The sequence below is a fragment of the Curtobacterium sp. PhB190 genome (assembly GCF_004365385.1).
Lineage (GTDB): Bacteria > Actinomycetota > Actinomycetes > Actinomycetales > Microbacteriaceae > Curtobacterium.
This window is the reverse complement of record NZ_SODN01000004.1, coordinates 279708-296687: the sequence shown is the minus strand read 5'-3', so window position 1 is coordinate 296687 and position 16980 is coordinate 279708. Positions and strand designations below refer to the sequence as shown.

The 16980-nt window shown below is 67.5% G+C and carries 21 protein-coding genes and 2 tRNA genes; 18 read left to right on the top strand and 5 right to left on the bottom strand.

All coding sequences use genetic code 11. The features are described from left to right. Window positions 1-22 precede the first annotated feature (22 nt). Window positions 23-751, top strand: a complete 729-nt coding sequence (locus EDF47_RS08760; protein ID WP_133936731.1) for a YcnI family protein — start codon at window positions 23-25, stop codon at window positions 749-751. A 50-nt stretch (window positions 752-801) separates the two neighbouring features. Beyond that, complete coding sequence (locus tag EDF47_RS08755; protein WP_166673209.1) at window positions 802-1407, top strand: copper resistance CopC family protein; 606 nt, start codon at window positions 802-804, stop codon at window positions 1405-1407. A 62-nt stretch (window positions 1408-1469) separates the two neighbouring features. Here the strand turns inward: EDF47_RS08755 and EDF47_RS08750 are convergent, their stop codons facing one another. The 5 genes from EDF47_RS08750 to EDF47_RS08730 all read right to left on the bottom strand — a co-directional run bounded on the left by EDF47_RS08750 (window position 1470) and on the right by EDF47_RS08730 (window position 4760). Beyond that, the gene (locus EDF47_RS08750) at window positions 1470-2129 is read right to left on the bottom strand and encodes an ATP-dependent Clp protease proteolytic subunit (protein WP_111075987.1); all 660 of its coding nucleotides are present in this window, start codon (window positions 2127-2129) and stop codon (window positions 1470-1472) included. Between the two features lie 26 nt (window positions 2130-2155). Continuing rightward, window positions 2156-2785, bottom strand: a complete 630-nt coding sequence (locus tag EDF47_RS08745; RefSeq protein ID WP_111084515.1) for an ATP-dependent Clp protease proteolytic subunit — start codon at window positions 2783-2785, stop codon at window positions 2156-2158. Between the two features lie 169 nt (window positions 2786-2954). Then, window positions 2955-4262, bottom strand: coding sequence for a trigger factor (gene tig / locus EDF47_RS08740; RefSeq protein WP_159572754.1), 1308 nt, complete (start codon window positions 4260-4262; stop codon window positions 2955-2957). A 52-nt stretch (window positions 4263-4314) separates the two neighbouring features. Next, window positions 4315-4391, bottom strand: a tRNA-Pro gene (locus EDF47_RS08735). A 93-nt stretch (window positions 4392-4484) separates the two neighbouring features. After that, complete coding sequence (locus EDF47_RS08730; protein ID WP_123293976.1) at window positions 4485-4760, bottom strand: hypothetical protein; 276 nt, start codon at window positions 4758-4760, stop codon at window positions 4485-4487. Between the two features lie 68 nt (window positions 4761-4828). On the opposite strand from EDF47_RS08730, the gene EDF47_RS08725 reads away from it, so the two are divergent. The 16 genes from EDF47_RS08725 (at window position 4829) to EDF47_RS08660 (ending at window position 16980) form a co-directional block, all read left to right on the top strand. Beyond that, window positions 4829-4902: transfer RNA gene (locus EDF47_RS08725), tRNA-Gly, on the top strand. Between the two features lie 156 nt (window positions 4903-5058). Beyond that, window positions 5059-6123 (top strand): site-specific integrase, encoded by a 1065-nt coding sequence (locus tag EDF47_RS08720; protein ID WP_166673208.1) that lies wholly within the window; start codon window positions 5059-5061, stop codon window positions 6121-6123. Then, entirely contained in the window at window positions 6123-6572 is a 450-nt protein-coding gene (locus tag EDF47_RS08715) for a hypothetical protein (RefSeq protein ID WP_133936737.1), read from the top strand. Before EDF47_RS08720 ends, EDF47_RS08715 begins: the two co-directional genes overlap by 1 nt. A gap of 227 nt (window positions 6573-6799) precedes the next feature. Beyond that, entirely contained in the window at window positions 6800-7498 is a 699-nt protein-coding gene (locus EDF47_RS08710) for a hypothetical protein (protein ID WP_133936739.1), read from the top strand. A gap of 340 nt (window positions 7499-7838) precedes the next feature. Then, the gene (locus tag EDF47_RS20335; RefSeq protein ID WP_279586381.1) at window positions 7839-7973 is read left to right on the top strand and encodes a hypothetical protein; all 135 of its coding nucleotides are present in this window, start codon (window positions 7839-7841) and stop codon (window positions 7971-7973) included. Next, window positions 7970-8095, top strand: coding sequence for a hypothetical protein (locus EDF47_RS20330; protein WP_279586382.1), 126 nt, complete (start codon window positions 7970-7972; stop codon window positions 8093-8095). The genes EDF47_RS20335 and EDF47_RS20330 overlap by 4 nt, the downstream gene beginning before the upstream one ends. Before the next feature lie 2 nt (window positions 8096-8097). Next, window positions 8098-8343: a hypothetical protein gene (locus EDF47_RS08705; protein ID WP_133936740.1), complete on the top strand. Its 246-nt coding sequence runs from the start codon at window positions 8098-8100 to the stop codon at window positions 8341-8343. Window positions 8344-8647: 304 nt separating this feature from the next. Then, window positions 8648-8860 carry a hypothetical protein gene (locus EDF47_RS08700; RefSeq protein WP_133936742.1) on the top strand — a complete coding sequence of 71 codons (213 nt, stop codon included), beginning with the start codon at window positions 8648-8650 and terminating at the stop codon, window positions 8858-8860. Further along, on the top strand, window positions 8857-10395 hold the full coding sequence (locus tag EDF47_RS08695) for a hypothetical protein (RefSeq protein WP_133936744.1): 1539 nt from the start codon (window positions 8857-8859) through the stop codon (window positions 10393-10395). Before EDF47_RS08700 ends, EDF47_RS08695 begins: the two co-directional genes overlap by 4 nt. Before the next feature lie 51 nt (window positions 10396-10446). Further along, complete coding sequence (locus EDF47_RS08690; RefSeq protein ID WP_133936746.1) at window positions 10447-11508, top strand: phage portal protein; 1062 nt, start codon at window positions 10447-10449, stop codon at window positions 11506-11508. Between the two features lie 2 nt (window positions 11509-11510). Beyond that, complete coding sequence (locus tag EDF47_RS08685) at window positions 11511-13160, top strand: hypothetical protein (protein WP_133936748.1); 1650 nt, start codon at window positions 11511-11513, stop codon at window positions 13158-13160. Window positions 13161-13225: 65 nt separating this feature from the next. Further along, window positions 13226-13804: a hypothetical protein gene (locus tag EDF47_RS08680; RefSeq protein WP_133936749.1), complete on the top strand. Its 579-nt coding sequence runs from the start codon at window positions 13226-13228 to the stop codon at window positions 13802-13804. Next, on the top strand, window positions 13804-14220 hold the full coding sequence (locus EDF47_RS08675; protein ID WP_133936751.1) for a hypothetical protein: 417 nt from the start codon (window positions 13804-13806) through the stop codon (window positions 14218-14220). Before EDF47_RS08680 ends, EDF47_RS08675 begins: the two co-directional genes overlap by 1 nt. A gap of 3 nt (window positions 14221-14223) precedes the next feature. Next, entirely contained in the window at window positions 14224-14640 is a 417-nt protein-coding gene (locus EDF47_RS08670) for a hypothetical protein (RefSeq protein WP_133936753.1), read from the top strand. A gap of 3 nt (window positions 14641-14643) precedes the next feature. Then, entirely contained in the window at window positions 14644-15159 is a 516-nt protein-coding gene (locus EDF47_RS08665; RefSeq protein WP_133936755.1) for a hypothetical protein, read from the top strand. Window positions 15160-15168: 9 nt separating this feature from the next. Further along, window positions 15169-16980 carry a hypothetical protein gene (locus tag EDF47_RS08660; protein ID WP_133936757.1) on the top strand — a complete coding sequence of 604 codons (1812 nt, stop codon included), beginning with the start codon at window positions 15169-15171 and terminating at the stop codon, window positions 16978-16980.

The following is a 16980-nucleotide window of genomic DNA, read 5'->3' as shown; positions in this document are numbered from 1 at the left end:
TCCCGACCATCGAAGGATCCCCATGCAGAAGCGTCTCGCCGCCGGCGGCGCCGTCACCCTCGGCGCCGTGGCCGTCATCGTCCTCGGCACCGCCGGCGCAGCCAGCGCGCACGTGTCCGCGACGGCCACCTCGACCGCCGCGAACTCGTACACCACGGCGACCTTCTCGGTCCCGCACGGCTGCGACGGCTCCCCCACCACGAAGATCGAGTTCCAGGTGCCGGAGTCCGTCATCGAGGTCACCCCCACCGTGAACCCGAACTGGAAGATCACGACGGCGACCGAGCCGTACACGAGCCCCTCCGCCGCGGCCGACGGTGAGCACGCCGAGGACGCCGCCGAACGTGTCACGAGCATCACCTACACCGCCAAGACCCCACTCCCCGCCGACGAGCGCGACACCTTCGCCCTCTCCTTCTCACTGCCGGACGGCAAGGCCGGCGACCTCGTCGAGTTCCCCGCGATCCAGACCTGCGAGAAGGGCTCGGTCGAGTGGAACCAGGAGCAGCAGGCCGGCGAGGCCGAGCCCGAGCACCCGGCCCCCTCGATCACGCTGACCGCGGCCGAGGCCACGGACGACGACGGTGACCCGGTCGCCACCACCCCGACCGCCGAGGCCGCAGCCGGCTCGACGACCCCCGCGGACCCCGACCTGGTCGGCCGCTTCCTCGGCCTGGGCGGTCTGGTGCTCGGCGCCGTCGCCCTGGTCGTCGCCGTCGCCGGCACGCGTCGTCGGAGCTCCGCCAAGTGACACAGCGCGGCTCGCGTCGGACTCGGCTGCGGTCCTCTGCCTGGAGGCTCGTGGCCGGGTCCGCCGCGGCCGTCGCGATCGCGGGCGGTGCGGTCCTCGGGCTCGCGGGTCCCGCCAGCGCGCACAACTACCTGATCGCATCCACCCCGGAGGTCGGCGGCACGCTCACGAGCCTGCCGAAGGCGTTCGAGATCACCACGAACGACAAGCTGCTCGACATCGGCGACTCCGGTTCGGGCTTCGCCTTCCGGGTCGTGGGTCCGGACGGGAAGTACTACGAGGACGGCTGCGTCGACATCGACGGCCCCTCGATGACCACGCCAGCCGCGCTCGGCGACTCGGGGAAGTACACCGTCGAGTGGCAGATCGTCTCCGCCGACGGCCACACCGTCTCCGACGAGTACGCCTTCACGTGGAAGGCCCCGTCCGGCTTCTCCGCAGCCTCGGGATCGGCCACGCCGCCGACCTGCGCCACCGCGGGAGACGACTCCACCGAGGCCGCCACCACCGGCACCGCCTCGGGTGACACCGACTCCGCCGCGACCGACGCGCTCTGGATCGGCGCCGGAGGCGTCGTCCTCGTCGCCGCGGTGGTCGCGGTCCTGCTGCTCCTGCGGCGCCGCCCCGCGCCCGAGACGGACGACACCGAAGACTGACACCGCCGCACGACGAAGGCCCCACACCGATCGGTGCGGGGCCTTCGTCGTTCCTGCTGGTGCTACTTGACGAGCGCCGGCAGGTTCTTGCGGCTGGTGAGGACCTGGTCGATCAGGCCGTACTCCACGGCTTCCTGCGCGGACATGATCTTGTCGCGCTCGATGTCGTGGTTGATCTCCGCCGGCGTCTTGTTGGAGTGCTTCGACAGCGTCTCCTCGAGCCAGGTGCGCATGCGGAGGATCTCCGCCGCCTGGATCTCGATGTCCGACGCCTGACCGCCACCCTGCTGGACAGCGGGCTGGTGGATGAGCACGCGGGCGTTCGGCAGAGCCAGACGCTTGCCCGGCGTGCCACCGGCGAGGAGCACCGACGCGGCCGAGGCAGCCTGACCGAGGCAGACCGTCTGGATCTGCGGACGGATGTACTGCATCGTGTCGTAGATCGCCGTCATCGCGGTGAACGAGCCACCGGGCGAGTTGATGTACATGACGATGTCGCGGTCGGGGTCCATCGACTCGAGCACGAGCAGCTGGGCCATGACGTCGTCAGCCGACGCGTCGTCGACCTGGACACCGAGGAACACGATGCGGTCCTCGAAGAGCTTCGCGTACGGGTCCTGGCGCTTGTAGCCGTAGGCCGTGCGCTCCTCGAAGCTCGGCAGGATGTACCGATCGGAGGGAGCCGGGACGTTCTGCGCGCCACCGAGCATTGGGAGATGCATTCTCGTTTCCTTTTCTTCGGTGGGGGTCAGGACTGGGCGTCGGGGTCGGCAGCCGCGGTCGGCGTCGCGCCGTCACCGACGGTGCCACCACCGCCGACGACCTCGGCCGACGAGGCACGCAGGTGGTCGACGAAGCCGTACTCGAGGGCTTCCTGCGCGCTGAACCAGTTGTCGCGGTCGTTGTCCTTGAGGACCTGCTCGATCGACTTGCCGGTCTGCTCGGCCGTGAGCTCCGCCATGCGCTGCTTCATGTCGAGGATGACCTTGGCCTGCGTCTGGATGTCGGCAGCGGTGCCGCCGAACCCGCCGGACGGCTGGTGCAGCAGGACGCGGGCGTTCGGCGTGATGTAGCGCTTGCCCGGCGTGCCGGAGGACAGCAGGAACTGTCCCATCGACGCGGCCAGGCCGATGCCCACGGTGACGATGTCGTTCGGGACGAACTGCATCGTGTCGTAGATCGCCATGCCGGCGGTGATCGAACCACCGGGCGAGTTGATGTAGAGGTAGATGTCCTTCTCAGGGTCCTCGGCGGCGAGCAGCAGCAGCTTGGCTGCGATCTCGTTCGAGTTGTCGTCGCGGACCTCGGAGCCGAGCCACACGATCCGGTCTCTCAGAAGGCGGTCAAAAACACTGGGGTTCAGTGTTGCTTCGGCCATGGAAAAGCTCCCGTTCAGTTGTCGCTTGTTGTCGAACTTATCGGTTGCAACGCACCACTTCGCGTGTGTTCGCCGACAGCAATGCGGTGGTGCGGAAAACACGAGACGGGAGGCACGGTGCCAGCTGGCACCGTGCCTCCCGTCTGTATCGCTGGTGGCGTCGAGTTCGTTACTCGGCGTCCTCAGCAGGGGCCTGCGCGACGCCCGCCGTGAAGGCGGACAGGTCGACTGCGTCGCCGTTGGTGTCCTTGACGGTCACCTTCGACAGGACGGTCGCGACCGCCTTCGAGCGGGCGACCTCGCCGACCATGCCCGGGATCTGGCCGTTCTGGTCGATGACCTTGATGAACTCGGCCGGCTCCATGCCGTACTGCGCAGCAGCCTGGATGAGGTACTGGGTCAGTTCCTCCTGGGAGACCTGGATCTCCTCCTTCTCGGCGATGGAGTCGAGGAGGATCTGCGAACGGAAGGCCTTCTCGCTGGACTCGGAGACCTCCTTGCGGTGCTCGTCGTCCTCGAGGCGGTTCTCCTGCTCGAGGTGACGGTGCACCTCGTCCTCGATGAGCTGCTCCGAGATCGGGATGTTCACGTCCTCGATGAGCTTCTCGACGAGCTTGTCGCGAGCCGCGGCGCCCTGACCGAAGGTCTTGGACTTCGCGATCTGCTCCTTCAGGTCCGCCTTGAGCTCGTCGATCGTGTCGAACTGGCTGGCGATCTGGGCGAACTCGTCGTCGGCCTCGGGGAGCTCGCGCTCCTTGACGGCTGTGACGGTGACGGCGATCTGGGCGGTCTCGCCCTCGCGGTCGCCACCGACGAGCTTCGACTCGAAGTTCGTCGACTCGCCGGCGGTCAGGGACTCGAGCGCCTCGTCGATGCCCTCGAGCAGGTCGCCGGAGCCGATCTCGTAGGAGACGCCGGTGGCCGAGTCGACCTCGTCGTCGCCGATGCTGGCGGTCAGGTCGATCTGCGCGAAGTCGCCGGTCTTCGCCGGACGGTCGACGGTCACGAGCGTGCCGAAGCGGGTGCGCAGGTTCTGCAGCTCCTCTTCGATCTCGTCGTCCGACACCTCGACGGCGTCGACGGTGAGCTCGTACGCGGAGTAGTCCGGCAGGTCGAACTCGGGGCGGACGTCGACCTCGAAGGTGAGGACGAGGTCGCCCGCGAAGTCGGCGAGGTTCGGCAGCTCGGCGACGTCGGCCTCGGCACGGCCGAGGATGCGCAGCTCCTGCTCTTCGACCGCCTGGCGGTAGAAGTTGTCGATGGCGTCACCGACGGCGTGGTTCAGGACCTCGCCACGGCCGACGCGCTGGTCGACGATCGCCGGCGGGACCTTGCCCTTGCGGAAGCCGGGGATGTTGATCTGCTCGGCGATGTGCTTGTACGCGTGGTCGATGCTCGGCTTGAGATCTTCCGGCGTCACGTTCACGGTGAGCTTGACGCGGGTGTCGCTCACCTTGTCGACGGTGCTGGTGGCCACGGGATGTTCTCCTGTTGGTTGACGTTCGTGTGGTCGATGGTTCTCGAGGACCTGGTCGGGGCGACAGGAGTTGAACCTGCGACCTCCCGCTCCCAAAGCGGGCGCTCTACCAAGCTGAGCTACGCCCCGTTTGACTGGGCCAGGGTGTCCGCGCGCGCCGAAGGGCGCATGCGACGCCGATGAGTCTAGCGGTCCCCCGGTGCGCGGTTCCCGGGAGGGACGTCACTCGTCCGCTGCGGCGCGTCGCAGGCCGTTGCGCCACCGCACGCCGACCACCACCTGGACCCCGAGCGCCGCGACAGCGAGCACGATGCCGACGACGATCCGCCACACGTGCAGCAGGGCGTGCGCGGGCTGCGACTGCGGATCGCCGAACAGCTCCGGGCGCATCGAGAACACGATCGCGGCGAGGACCACCAGCGCGTACGAGACCACGCGCGACCAGCGGATCGTGCGCTCGGCGCCGGCGTCCGGCTTGGGGATGACGCGCCCTGGCATGTCGTGCTCGTTCGTCCGGTACTCGTTCGTCCGCTACGATGGTCGGGCTGCGCCTGGTGCGCACGCGCGGGGATGTAGCTCAATGGTAGAGCCCCAGTCTTCCAAACTGGCCACGCGGGTTCGATTCCCGTCATCCCCTCCACAACATCCCGCTTCTGATCAGCGGTTTCTGCACCTGGACGGTCCCGGCCTGGGATCGAGCCAGACCGCCGTGCCCACCGCGTGCCCAGAGTTGTTTCTGGAAACGATGGTCTGAGCCGCTCGCTCCCTCGTAGCAACCCCCATGGGACGAGACAACATGAGCAGTGGCATCGAGGAGCCGAGGCAACTGCCTTCGGGCAAGTGGCAAGCACGCTTCACTACAGACCAGGGAGAGCGACGCTCCCTCGGGACCTTCCGCACCAAGGCCGAGGCCTACCAAGCGGTCATCCCAGTCACGGCCGACATCGGGCGAGGGACCTGGCACGACCCCAAGAAGGGCCACGTCCTGTTCCGGGACTACGCCGAGGAGGTCCACCAGCAGCGGAAGGCGACCCTCACCCCGGCCACCTGGAAGAACCAGTCGAGCCTGCTCCGGAGGCATCTGCTCCCGGCGTTCGGGCACCGGAACCTGGGCGACATCACCCGGGCGCAGGTGCGCACCTGGTGGGCAGCCAAGGCGGACATGCCGGTCACCCGCCGCAACGCCTTCTTCCTGCTCCGGGTGATCCTCAACACGGCAATGGAGGACGAGCTGATCCTGGCCACCCCAGCCGTCATCAAGAACGCGGGAGCCGACGTGGCGAAGCGTCGGCCGACGTTCACGGTCGCCGACTTCAAGGCCGTGCTCGGGCACTTGCCCCTGGACCTCGGGGCGGCGTGCTGGACGCTGTTCGGCGCGCACCTCCGGCTCGGCGAACTCTGTGGACTCCATCGAGGCGACTACTCCCCCAGCGCCGGGACGCTCCTCGTCGAGCGGCAGATCGCCGCGGGTGATGGGAAGGTCCGCGAGCGCAAGACGAAGACGGGGCAGGTCAAGACCGTGGCGCTGCCCACCGCCGCTGTCGCGGCCCTGGAGGCCTACATCGGCGAGCACCCCGCCCGGCCTGGGGACCCGATGTTCTACGGCCCACGCGGGCGGCTCACGGCGAACTGGCTCCGCAAGGCGTGGGAGGAAGCACGGGACGCTGCTGGCCTCCCCGAGTTCCATCTCCACGATGTCCGGCACGTCAGCCTCACCACGCTGGCGCAGAAGGGCGCGACGCTGAAGGAGATCCAACGCCGGGGCGGACACGCCTCCGTGACCGCTGCCCTGCGGTACCAGCACGCCACAGATGAGCGGGACCGGCAGAACGCGAACGCGCTGAGCGAGGCCCTGGGCTGATGCGCCGACAGACCTTCACCAAGGGACAGACCGTCGGCGCAGGCTTCACCGTCGTGGACCCCACCCGGCTCCCAATGAAGACCAACACGTACGGCGGGATCATCTGGGGCATCCGAGTGCGCTGCCCGCTCTGTGGCGACGAGTTCGACTCGACCATCTCGAAACTCCGGACGCGGCTGGCATGCACGCTCCAGTGCGCGGCCCGCAACGGCCTGATGGGAGCGCAGGGCGGCAGGCAGGACGCGCTGAGGGCAACCGCCGAGGAGGACGCTGAGCGCCGCCTCGACCCAGCCCGAAGGAAGATGCGCCCCGACCACGCTGCATACCTTCAGGAGGCCCTCAGGGCCTTCGCGCAGGACTTCCGGTACGCCGAGGCGATGGCCCACGACGCCGTGATGATCGCGGAGGCCAAGGCCGCAGGGAGGGGCAATTTCGTCTGGCGACGATGAGGCCTCAGCCGAAGTCTGATCGGGATCTGCCGATGGTTCCAGTGAGAGCAACTGACCGTGCTCTCTCACTCACTGCGACAGAGGAGCCTCTGGTGTCACTTAATGTGTCCTTCCCCCCGGTACTGGGAGATCTCGATCCCTCACTCCAGCAACTGCTGGATGAGACCTCTATGGAGAGCATGTCCTCTCCTGCTCACACTGAATCGCGACCGCGCAAGCAGTTCGTGATGGACCCGAGCGAGCAGGCCAGCCGTGAGCGCCGGGGGCGCGTCGGGCTGACTCGCTCCGAAGGTCTCCGACGCAAGCACTTCCGATCGGCCGATGACCTCACGTGGCCGGTCCCGTGGAACGGGCAGCCCTGGGAGCAGGTCCTCGACGGACGGTTCCTCCCGGTCGCCCGAGCACCCAAGTCCTACTCGTCCGAGATCCTCGGGTTCCTCAACGGTCTCGCGTTCCGAGCCATGCGGGAGCACGGGGTGGCCCCGACCGAGCCGACCACGCTCCGGGACATCCGATCATCGGCTCCTCAGATCGAGACCATCAGCGAGATCATCTGGGCTGCTGCACGGAAGGCCGGTGAGGCCTATCTCACAGATGAGATGACACCCAAGCGCGGGACCTCAAGGCAGCGAGGCCTCTCGTGGCCGACGGCTACTGGGTACGTGACGTACGCGTGGCTGGAGCAGGCCTGCGACGCCGCCGCCGAGTGGGCCTGGCTGCACTACGAGGCCGACTACATGTCCAAGCGCTCGGCAGCGGGGCGCAAGGGCGGGCAGATCTCGAAACGAGGCCCGAAGTACACCTGGGACCTGGTGGAGCCGTACCAGCACCTGACGTGGACGCAGCAGGCGATGAAGACGGGACTGGACCGGAGCACGATCGCGAGGATCCACCGCCGCCACAGGGCAGAAACCGGTGTCAACTAAGCAGGATGTACTACCGCTTGTACCAGGTGCGTCGTAGGCTGATCTCGCTCCCGTCGCAGGGAACATGTTCGGCACCCGGGGATCTCCGCCAACAGGTGCCGTCGGTCACTGGGCCGGACTTCCGCAAGGGGGTCCGGCCCTCCACATTCCCGGGGCGGCTCGTACTCCTACCCCCGCAGCGCTCGAGCCGCCTCGACCACACTGGTACAAGGTCTAGTACAACGGTCGATAGTCCCAAGTGGACGCCCCCGGCTCGCTTCTCGTCCTCGTCTCGCCGGGGGCGTTCCTGCATCCGTTCGCGAACGGTCGATAGTCCACATCAGAGGGAAGGACGAACCCCATGAGCAATCACTCGTATCCGAAAACGAGCAGGCCGACCTGGGACGAGGTGCTCGCCGAGAGCGCCCGCCTGATCGACGACTTCATCACGCAGCGCCAGCAGTGGCCGCTGACCCAGAAGGGACAGAACCGATGAGCGACATCGACATCGACGTCGAGTGCGACGTCTCCAAGGTACTCAACGACCCGGAGGTCCAGGACATGCTCCGGCCCCTCGCTGAGGCGTGGCACAGCCGCAACCCGATCGAGGAGGGCTAACCGTGGCCATCCTCAGCAAGGCCTACGAGGTTCTCGTCGAGGAACGACTGGGCTACATCCCCGAGGCCCTCAGCGCCATCGTCAGCCCCCTGTCCGCAGCCCAGCGGGACCGGTTCACCCTGGCATGGGTCAACGCCTCAGATGAACAGCGGGAGCAGCCCGCTGACCAGTGGGTCCTCCTCGTCGAGGACCGTGACGCCTTCGAGAAGTTCCGCATCGGGATCAACCAAGCCGTAGCCGTGCCGTGAGCCAGCACCACCGCACCTCCTCCTGGGCGAAGGTCACTCGTATCCAGAAACCCAGGATCCAGGCCACCCTGCCTGCACCCTGCATCGAGCCGGGCTGCCACCACCTGATCGACCCCGATGACCCATGGGATCTCGGACACATCATCAGCGTGGACCAGGCCCTCGCCATGGGCTGGACAGCCCAGATGATCGACGACCCCAGCAACCTCGGTCCTGCCTGCCGCCGAGGCAACCGGAGCAACGGGGGCAAGGCAGGGCGGGCCAAGCAGGTAGCCGCCAGCAAGCAGAGACGGAGACTCCCATCATGGTGACACGCAAGATCCTCACCACCCTCGCCATCATCGTCGGCGCAGCCGTGCTCGCCGCCATCGTGGTCGTCACCATCGCCACGCATGCAGGTCAGCCAGCAGAGGAGACCAGCAGCACGGTCGAGCAGTGCGTCGCCGTACTCCAGCAGCAGTACCCGGACGAGGAACTCGCCGACCTGTGGTCCGCCTGCGAGGAGACGAGCAAGTGACGACCGCCGAGTCTTTGACAGAGCCACCGCTACCCCCTGCCTTGGCAGCAGAGGTTTTCTATCCAGAACACTGGAACATCACCCGCGACTCTGGCATCCCCCCGCTCCATCAGTCAGAACTCAGTGAGGATCAGACGCTTCGGGAGGAGTTCCTGGAGGGCACCCGGCTCCTGGGGGTGACGGGTGGACGCAAGGAGGTCAAGCCGCAGCAACTCAGGCTGGCCGACGTCTGCAACGCCGGTCACAGCACAATCGGGGTGCTTCTGCCGCGCCGCTCGACCAAGACCACGACGCTCCTCGCGCTCGCCCTCGGCCGGTGCGTTTCCCGGGAGGACTACCTCGTCGGCTACACCACGTGCACGACCGGCCAGAAGGCTCGGGACCGTTTCCGGAAGGACATCGTGCCGGTCCTGGAGCGCCTGTTCCCTGACCCCGCCAGCCGGGCCTTCAAGATCCGGAAGGCGGGCGGCTCCGAGCGCATCGAGTTCGACAACGGGAGCATCTTCCAGGTCCTCCCACCGCAGGGTGAGTCCTTCCGCTCCGACGCGTTCGACTTGATCATCTTCGACGAGGCCGGTGAGGCGTCTCCCGAGATGACGGAGGACCTGCTCGCTGGGGCACTGCCGACCTTCGACACCCGCCCGGACGCCCAATTGCTCGTGGCAGGGACCGCAGCCAAGTTCCGCGAGGGCAATCTCTTGTGGGACACCCTCGCCGACGGCCGGGCGGGCAACAACAGCACCGGGATCCTGGAGTACGCGGCCGCGGACACCACGGACATGGCCGACCTCGACGACTGGGACAAAGTGGAGGCCCTCGTGGCAGCCGCTCACCCAGGCGTGGGCGTGCTCACCACCATGGATGTCGTGAAGCAGCGCTGGGGCAAGTTGTCGCGCCGCCAGTTCGCCGAGGAGTACCTCTCGATCTTCGGCACTGCCGGAGCCGTCCAGTCCTTCCTCAACGTCGAGGAGTGGATGGCGCACGGCGACTCCGGCGCGCTCCCTCCGATGCCTACCGATCGCACCGTCGGCCTCGCCGTCACGGTCCACCCAGACCAGTCCTGCGCAGCCATCACCGCGGCATGGAGGGATGACCAGGGCCGGGCCTGCCTGCTCGTCGTGGACTACCGCTCGGGATCCAAGTGGCTCGCCAAGCGGGCGAAGGAACTGGCAGGCAAGATGCGCACGCCAGTCATCCACGACAGCACCGGGACCGTGGTCGTCGAGGTCGAGGTCATGCAGCGCATGAAGCCGCGCCCGCGCATGGCCCCGCAGACATGGCTGGACGTGTCCACCTCGGCCGCACTGCTGGCCAAGGAGATCGATGACGGCAACGTCCTGCACTGGAACCAGGACGAACTGACCACGGCGATTCAACTAGTCACCAAGCGCGGGACGCCGACGTCCAACCGCTGGGCCTTCGGTCGCCGGGAGCCGGGTCACTCGATCATCACGGCGGAGGGCGCATCGATGGCGCTCCGGTACGCCGACGCCAACCCGAAGCGGGCCAGAGTGCGCCCGAAGATTGCTTCCTGAAACACGCCACTTGTACTAGTACATTGCTACATCGATTGGTACAATCTAGGTGTGGGATTCCTGGACTGGCTCGGCCTCAGCACGCGACAGTCTGACGCGTTCGCTGCCGCCCGGGCCACCAGCATCGGGGTGCTGTCGCAGTACGCCGACTCCTCCTCGATCAAGCCCCTCGTGATCTCCGAGAGTCTCGGGATCGAGATCGACTCAGTGCCGATGGACCGCGGGATCGCCATGAGCATCCCGTCCGTGTCCAAGGGCCAGCACCTGCTGACCTCGATGATCGCCCGTTTCCCGCTCCGAGCACTCGACGAGAACGGCGCGATTCCGGATCAGCCCACGTGGCTGTACCGGACCAACGGCGACGTCTCGCCGTACGCGCGCATGGTCGCCACCATCGACGACCTCATCTTCCATGGCCGCAGCCTCTGGCTGACCAGCCGCGGGGCTGCCGGTCAGATCCTGGAAGCCGAGTGGGTGCCCATCCACCTCTGGCGACTCCAGGACGGCCAGTTCTACATCGAGGGCCGCAAGGAGCCGCTGGATCGCACGGAGATGATCCTCCACACGGTCCCGCTCTGGGACGGCCTGCTCTCGGTCGCGGCATCCAACCTCCGGGGCGCTCGGGACGTGGAGCGTGCGTGGCAGGGCCGCGCTCGCAACCCGATCCCGGTGATGGTCCTCAAGGAGACGCAGGACAACGACCTGGAGCAAGACGAGATCGACGAGTACGTCGAGGCCTGGTCCACCGCCCGGAAGTCCGAGAACGGCGCTGTGGGGTACCTGCCGCGGTCGCTGGAGATGGAAGTCCACGGCGAGGTGAGCGCCGACCTCATGGAGGAGGGGCGCAACGCCGTCAAGTCCGACGTCGGGAACTTCCTCAACATCCCGACCTCGCTCCTCGACGGCACCGTGTCGCAAGCGTCCCTGACGTACACGACCAAGGAAGGCGATCGGAACCTGTTCTTCGATCTCAGCCTCCCGTTCTGGACCGACCCGATCGCGCAGCGCCTCAGCCAGGACGACTGCGTGCCCCGGGGCCAGCGCGTCCGCTTCGACATGTACGACCTGTACACCCCGACGCCCTCCGCCACGGGGCCTCTGGAGGAGGACTGACCATGACCGAGATCGTCATCGATGCCGGGACGCTCGTCGCGTCCGAGGAGGAGCGCACCGTCACTGGTCTCCTCGTGCCCTACGGCGAGGACTGCCGGTCCAACCTCGGCCGCTTCTCGGTCGAGCCGGGCGCGTTCAAGATCCCGGACCCCTCCGTGGTCGGCTTCAACGTCGAGCACGCCCGCGAAGACTCCGTGGGGCGCGCCACCGCGCTCCGCGACACCCCGGAAGGCGTGGTCGCCACGTTCTCCGTGGCCCCTGGCGAGGACGGCGACGCCGCTCTCGCTGACATCCGTTCGGGTCGCCGCAAGCACCTGTCCGCCGAGGTCGCGAACGTCGTGATCAAGGCAGGCAAGGCCGTCGGTGGCCGTCTCTTTGGAGGAGCCCTCGTGCAGACCCCCGCATTCCCCTCCGCGACGCTCCTCGCAGCCGCCGCGGACACCGAAGTCGAGCCGGTCCAGCCGGACGACCCCAAGGCCGAGACCGAGACCAAGACGGTCACGAACGCCGACGGCTCCCAGACCGTCACCGTGACGTCCACGCTCACCGAGACCGCCGCTGACGGGACCACCACGGTCACCAAGTCGGTCACCACCGAGACCATCGCCAAGCCGGAGGAGCAGCCCGCTCCCGAGGACCAGCCCAAGGAGGAGGCCATCGTGCCGACTGCAACCGCTCCGAGCACGCTCCAGGCCTCTGCTCCCAAGGTCGAGGAGACCGGCGCACGCTCGGTCTTCGACGCCATCCGCAACGCCCGCGTGGGCCGCGCCTCCACCGACCAGGAGACGCTGCTCGCCGCGCTCTCGGACATCAAGACCTCCGGCACCGGGGCACTCCCGGCCGACGGCGTGATCCAGCCCGCGTGGCTCGGCGAGATCTGGTCGGCACGTGCCTACGAGCGCAAGTTCTGGACCCTCGTCAAGAACGGCCCGCTGACCAACCAGGCCGAGAAGGGCTTCACCGTGGACCAGGGCACCGCCCTCGTCCAGAAGTACTCCGGCAACAAGGCGCAGGTCCCGTCGGGCACCGGCTCCACCTCGATCGTGGACAGCGTGTTCCAGCGCTGGGCCGTCGCCGTGGACATCGCTCGCGAGTTCTACGACATCCCGGGCAACCAGGAGGTCATCGAGGCCTTCGTCAAGGGGTTCTTCAACTCCTACGCCAAGGAGACCGACCGCTGGGCGCTGGAGCAGTTCCTCACCGCTGCCGGGACGCAGGTGGACGCGGACACGTTCCCCACGACCTACAACACCTCGATCGGCAAGGTCCTCCAGGTCCTCGACGTCATCAACGACAGCGACACCGACGCCACGTCGATCGTCGTGGCCCGCGACGTCTTCAAGGAACTCATGTACACGCCGAAGGACCTGATCCCGGAGTACATCTCGCTCTCCTTCGGGACCAAGGGTGAGGGCACCGGCGACGGCGTGACGATCCTCCGCGACAAGTTCGACGTCCTCGGCGAGGGCCAGGTCCTGGGTCTTGCCAGCGAGGCCGCGCACCTCAACGAACTCGCTGGGGGCAGCCCGCTCACGGTGGACGCGCTCGACATCGCCCGCGGCGGCATCGACAAGGGCGTCCACGGCTACACGCAGTTCATGGCCGAGTACCCGGACGGCATCGTCCTGGTCGGCGACAAGGCCTCGGCCTAGCCATCCAGGGGGGGGCCGGTCACTTCGGCCGGCCCCTTCACCCCGACCACTGAGAGGAGGCAGCCATGGCCGCGTTCATCGCAGGTGACCAGCCGGTTGCCGACTTCGACTTCGACGCCCCTGAGGTGGCCGACATCGAGGGTGCGTCCACTGTCGTGAGCGTCGCGGGCCAGACCCTGCCGACGGCCCACGACGGCGAGGCCCTCACCGGGACCTGGTTCGACCTCACGCTCCCGCTCGTCGGCGAGTACCCCGTCTACGCCGTCACCACCCTCGGGGGGCGTCAGCAGCGCACACTCCTGGACACGCTCGTCGTGGTCCCGGCCTACGACGAGTGGTTCAACGTCGTCACGGCTCGGCGGGAGTGGGAGGGGGCGCCCACCGACGACGGCACGCTCCACCGGCTCCTCACCGTCGCCCGGGATCAGGTGCTGGCGTACGCGCCAGATGTTCGCCCACCGAACTCCATCCCGGAGCGCTACCGGTCCGGCCAGTTGATGCAGGCGCGGAACACCCACAACGCGTCCGTCACCAACGGCGAAGCGCAGGTGGACGCGGGCGGCTACGTCGTCAACGTCCGACCGCTCGACTGGGCGGTCAAGCAACTCCTTCGTCCGCAGCGAGCCAAGAAGGGGATCCGCTGATGGCCCGCCGCAAGGCCCCGAGTCGGTACCGCGGCTGGGTCATCGAGAACCTCAAGCCCCTCCTGCCGCGCACCTGGGATCTCTCGCCGTACTCGCGCCTTCCCGACGCCGTGGACAAGACCACCGTTGTCGTCTGGCTCCAGAACATCACCCGGCTCCCGGAAGCGCCCTTGGCGTCCCACGTGACCGAGTACACCGTCACGATCGTCAGCCCCAGGACCAGCCCCACCGAGGCGGACGCCGACCTGGACGACGACATCGCGGACCTCCTGCACGCGCTCGACAACGTGCGCAACGAGCAGGGGTCCCCGAACCTCCGATGGACCCGCGCCGAGCGCGCCGTCTACGCGGAGTCCTTCCTGGCCTTCGACATCACCGTCTCGGTCATCACCACTGCCACTCAGACCCAGGAGTAACTCATGGCTCAGATCACCGTCACCCCGTTCGTCCTCTCGGACGTTCTCCTCAAGGTGGCCTCCTCGAACTACGAGAAGGCCGTCAGCCAGGTCGAGTTCCAGCCCGCGGGCGGGATCACGAACTGGAAGGGCCTCACCCCGGAAGCGGTCTTCTCGTTCCCGCAGGGCGTCACCTGGTCCTGCGTCCTCGCGTACGCGCAGGATTGGGCCACGGACGACTCGCTCAGCCAGTACCTGTTCGAGCACCAGGGCGAGACGGTCTCGGTCGAGTTCTCGCCGGTCAAGGGCGGTCCGACCGTCTACGCCGACGTCATCATCGTCCCCGGCTCGATCGGCGGCACGGTGGACGCCGTGGGCGTCGGCACCGTCACCCTCGGCGTGCTCGGCAAGCCGTCCTTCACCGCTCCCTCGGCGGGCTGAGCAGTGGCGGGCAGTGGTCGCATCTCGGTCTTCGCCAGCCGGGATCTGCGGACGCTGCTCGCCGCCCTCAAGCAGGTCCCACGGGACGTCCAGAAGCAGGTCCGCCAGTTCACGAAACAGGACGCTCAGCCCATCTGGCAGTCCGAGATCCAAGGCAACGTGAAGACCCGCCTGGATCAGCGCGTCCTGGGATCCACCGCTCGAGTCCGGGTCTCCAACCAGAACGTGCAGTTGGAGTCGGCGCGCATCGGTCGCTCCCTCCAGGGCGGTGCCAAGCCGTCCGCAATCTCCGGAGGCGTCGAGTTCGGCGCGAACCGCGATGACCGCGTGACCTACACGACCACCAGCCGCCGCGGGAAGCGCTACCCCGTCACACGGCGCACCAAGCGGCAACTGCCCACCCGGAACACCAACGGGCGCGTGGTCTTCCCGGCCTCGCGCAAGTCGATCCCTCGCCTCGCGAGCCTCTGGTATCAGACCGCGTTCCGCACCCTGCTCGACACCTTCGACAAGAACTAGGAGTTCACGATGGCCGGAGGCTTCTCCATCGGCGTAGCCGCAGACACCCGCGCGTTCGAGGCTGGGGTCAAGGCCGGGATCATCGACCCCATCGAGGACGCCCAGGACGCGCTGGAGGACCTCGGTAAGTCCGGCGACAAGGCAGCCGACGGCCTCTCGGACGGACTCCAGGAGTCGGAGAAGTCCCTCGGCAAGTTGGGCCGCGAGGCCAAGGACGCCGGGAACGACATCGAGCGCGGGATGAAGGACGCCGAGCGCGCCACTGACCGACTTGGGGACGCAGGCAAGGAGGCCGGGAACGATCTGGAGAAGGGCCTCAAGCATGCTCAGCGCCAGACGAACCTGACCGCCGACGACTACAAGGCCATGACCGCCAAGGTCGAGGCCGAGACCCGGAAGTTGAAGCAGCAGGGCAAGGACTCCTTCACCCCTGCCGCTGAGTCCTCCGCCGCGTTCAAGGACGAGGCAGTCTCCAACCTGTCCGAGGTCGCCTCGTCCTTCGATGGCTCCGCTACGAGCATCGTGGACCTGTTCCAGGGCACCTTGGGTGGCATCATCACCGAACTCGGTCCCCTGGGCCTGGCAGCCGGTACCGCCGCCGCGGTCGGGATCGGTCTCATCGGGACGGCCTTCTCCCAGTCGGGTGAGGACAGCGACGCCTTCAAGGAGCGCGTCAAGAGCATGACCGACGAACTCGTCTCCGAGTTCTCGGACTCCGGCGATGCCGTCTCCGCGCTGGATAAGAAACTCCGCGAGTGGGCGTCCGACACGGAGAAGTACGGGACCAGCCTCGTCCAGTTGCAGAAGGATGCGAAGTCGGTTGACCGGTCCTTCAAGGACTGGGCCTCGACGATCGCCGGGGGCACGACCAAGGAACTCAAGGGCCTCCAGAAGCAGGTCAAGGACACCGCGCAGGAGCAGCGCCGCCTGGCTGCCTCAGTGGACACCACGGCTGGGGCTGACCGCTCCGCATCCCGGGAGGCCAGCAAGAAGGCCGACGCCCTCACCAAGGACGTGCTGCCCGCGATCCAGCAGCAGATCGAGGCTAACCAGAACGCCAAGGACGCCGAGGAGGCGCTGGCCGCTGCCAACGGGAAGTCCGTCAAGGAGTACCGCCGCTACGTCGAGGCGCAGACCGCAGCCAAGGAAGCCAACGACTCCTTCGCCGACTCGATGCAGTCCCTGGCCGAGCAGAGCGCCGAGAGCACCTCGGACATCCTCGACAACTCCGCTCTGAGTGCTGAGAAGTACATCCGGGACACCCAGAAGCGGCAGGCCGCGGACGCCGAGTACTACGCGAACCTCTCGACCGTCGGCAAGGAGGTCCCGGCTGACGTCCTCAACTACCTCAAGGAGCAGGGCGACGCGTTCAGCCAGGAACTGGCCACCTACCTCGCCGCGACGCCGGAGCAGCAGGCTCAGATCCTGGAGACCTGGAAGACCGCCGCTGGTGCTGGGACTGACATCGACGGCCCCACGGTCAAGGCCAAGGGCGACACGTCCGACGTTGACAAGAAGACCGCGGAGAAGGGCAAGGAGACCAAGGCCGGTCCCACCTCGAAACTCAAGGCCGACGCGAAGGACGTGGACAAGACCACGGCGGCGAAGGGCCGGGAGAAGAAGGACGGTCCCACGCTCAAGTTCAGGGACGACACGTCCGAGATCGACAAGGCCATCGCCAGGTACCGAGACAAGAAGGTCACCGGCCCCACGGTCAAGTTCCTCGCCGACACCTCCGCGGTTGACGCCGCCGCCGCGAGGATCCGGAACAACCCGATCACTCAGACCGTCAACCAGCGCATCGGAAAGCGGGTGGCCTAG

Bases quoted from the DNA above. Each gene is read 5' to 3' on its own strand.
- EDF47_RS08760 (WP_133936731.1), top strand. From the start codon at position 23: ATGCAGAAGCGTCTCGCCGCCGGCGGCGCCGTCACCCTCGGCGCCGTG.
- EDF47_RS08750 (WP_111075987.1), bottom strand. From the start codon at position 2,129: ATGCATCTCCCAATGCTCGGTGGCGCGCAGAACGTCCCGGCTCCCTCC.
- EDF47_RS08745 (WP_111084515.1), bottom strand. From the start codon at position 2,785: ATGGCCGAAGCAACACTGAACCCCAGTGTTTTTGACCGCCTTCTGAGA.
- EDF47_RS08730 (WP_123293976.1), bottom strand. From the start codon at position 4,760: ATGCCAGGGCGCGTCATCCCCAAGCCGGACGCCGGCGCCGAGCGCACG.
- EDF47_RS08720 (WP_166673208.1), top strand. From the start codon at position 5,059: ATGAGCAGTGGCATCGAGGAGCCGAGGCAACTGCCTTCGGGCAAGTGG.
- EDF47_RS08715 (WP_133936737.1), top strand. From the start codon at position 6,123: ATGCGCCGACAGACCTTCACCAAGGGACAGACCGTCGGCGCAGGCTTC.
- EDF47_RS08710 (WP_133936739.1), top strand. From the start codon at position 6,800: ATGGACCCGAGCGAGCAGGCCAGCCGTGAGCGCCGGGGGCGCGTCGGG.
- EDF47_RS20335 (WP_279586381.1), top strand. From the start codon at position 7,839: ATGAGCAATCACTCGTATCCGAAAACGAGCAGGCCGACCTGGGACGAG.
- EDF47_RS20330 (WP_279586382.1), top strand. From the start codon at position 7,970: ATGAGCGACATCGACATCGACGTCGAGTGCGACGTCTCCAAGGTACTC.
- EDF47_RS08700 (WP_133936742.1), top strand. From the start codon at position 8,648: ATGGTGACACGCAAGATCCTCACCACCCTCGCCATCATCGTCGGCGCA.
- EDF47_RS08685 (WP_133936748.1), top strand. From the start codon at position 11,511: ATGACCGAGATCGTCATCGATGCCGGGACGCTCGTCGCGTCCGAGGAG.
- EDF47_RS08680 (WP_133936749.1), top strand. From the start codon at position 13,226: ATGGCCGCGTTCATCGCAGGTGACCAGCCGGTTGCCGACTTCGACTTC.
- EDF47_RS08675 (WP_133936751.1), top strand. From the start codon at position 13,804: ATGGCCCGCCGCAAGGCCCCGAGTCGGTACCGCGGCTGGGTCATCGAG.
- EDF47_RS08670 (WP_133936753.1), top strand. From the start codon at position 14,224: ATGGCTCAGATCACCGTCACCCCGTTCGTCCTCTCGGACGTTCTCCTC.
- EDF47_RS08660 (WP_133936757.1), top strand. From the start codon at position 15,169: ATGGCCGGAGGCTTCTCCATCGGCGTAGCCGCAGACACCCGCGCGTTC.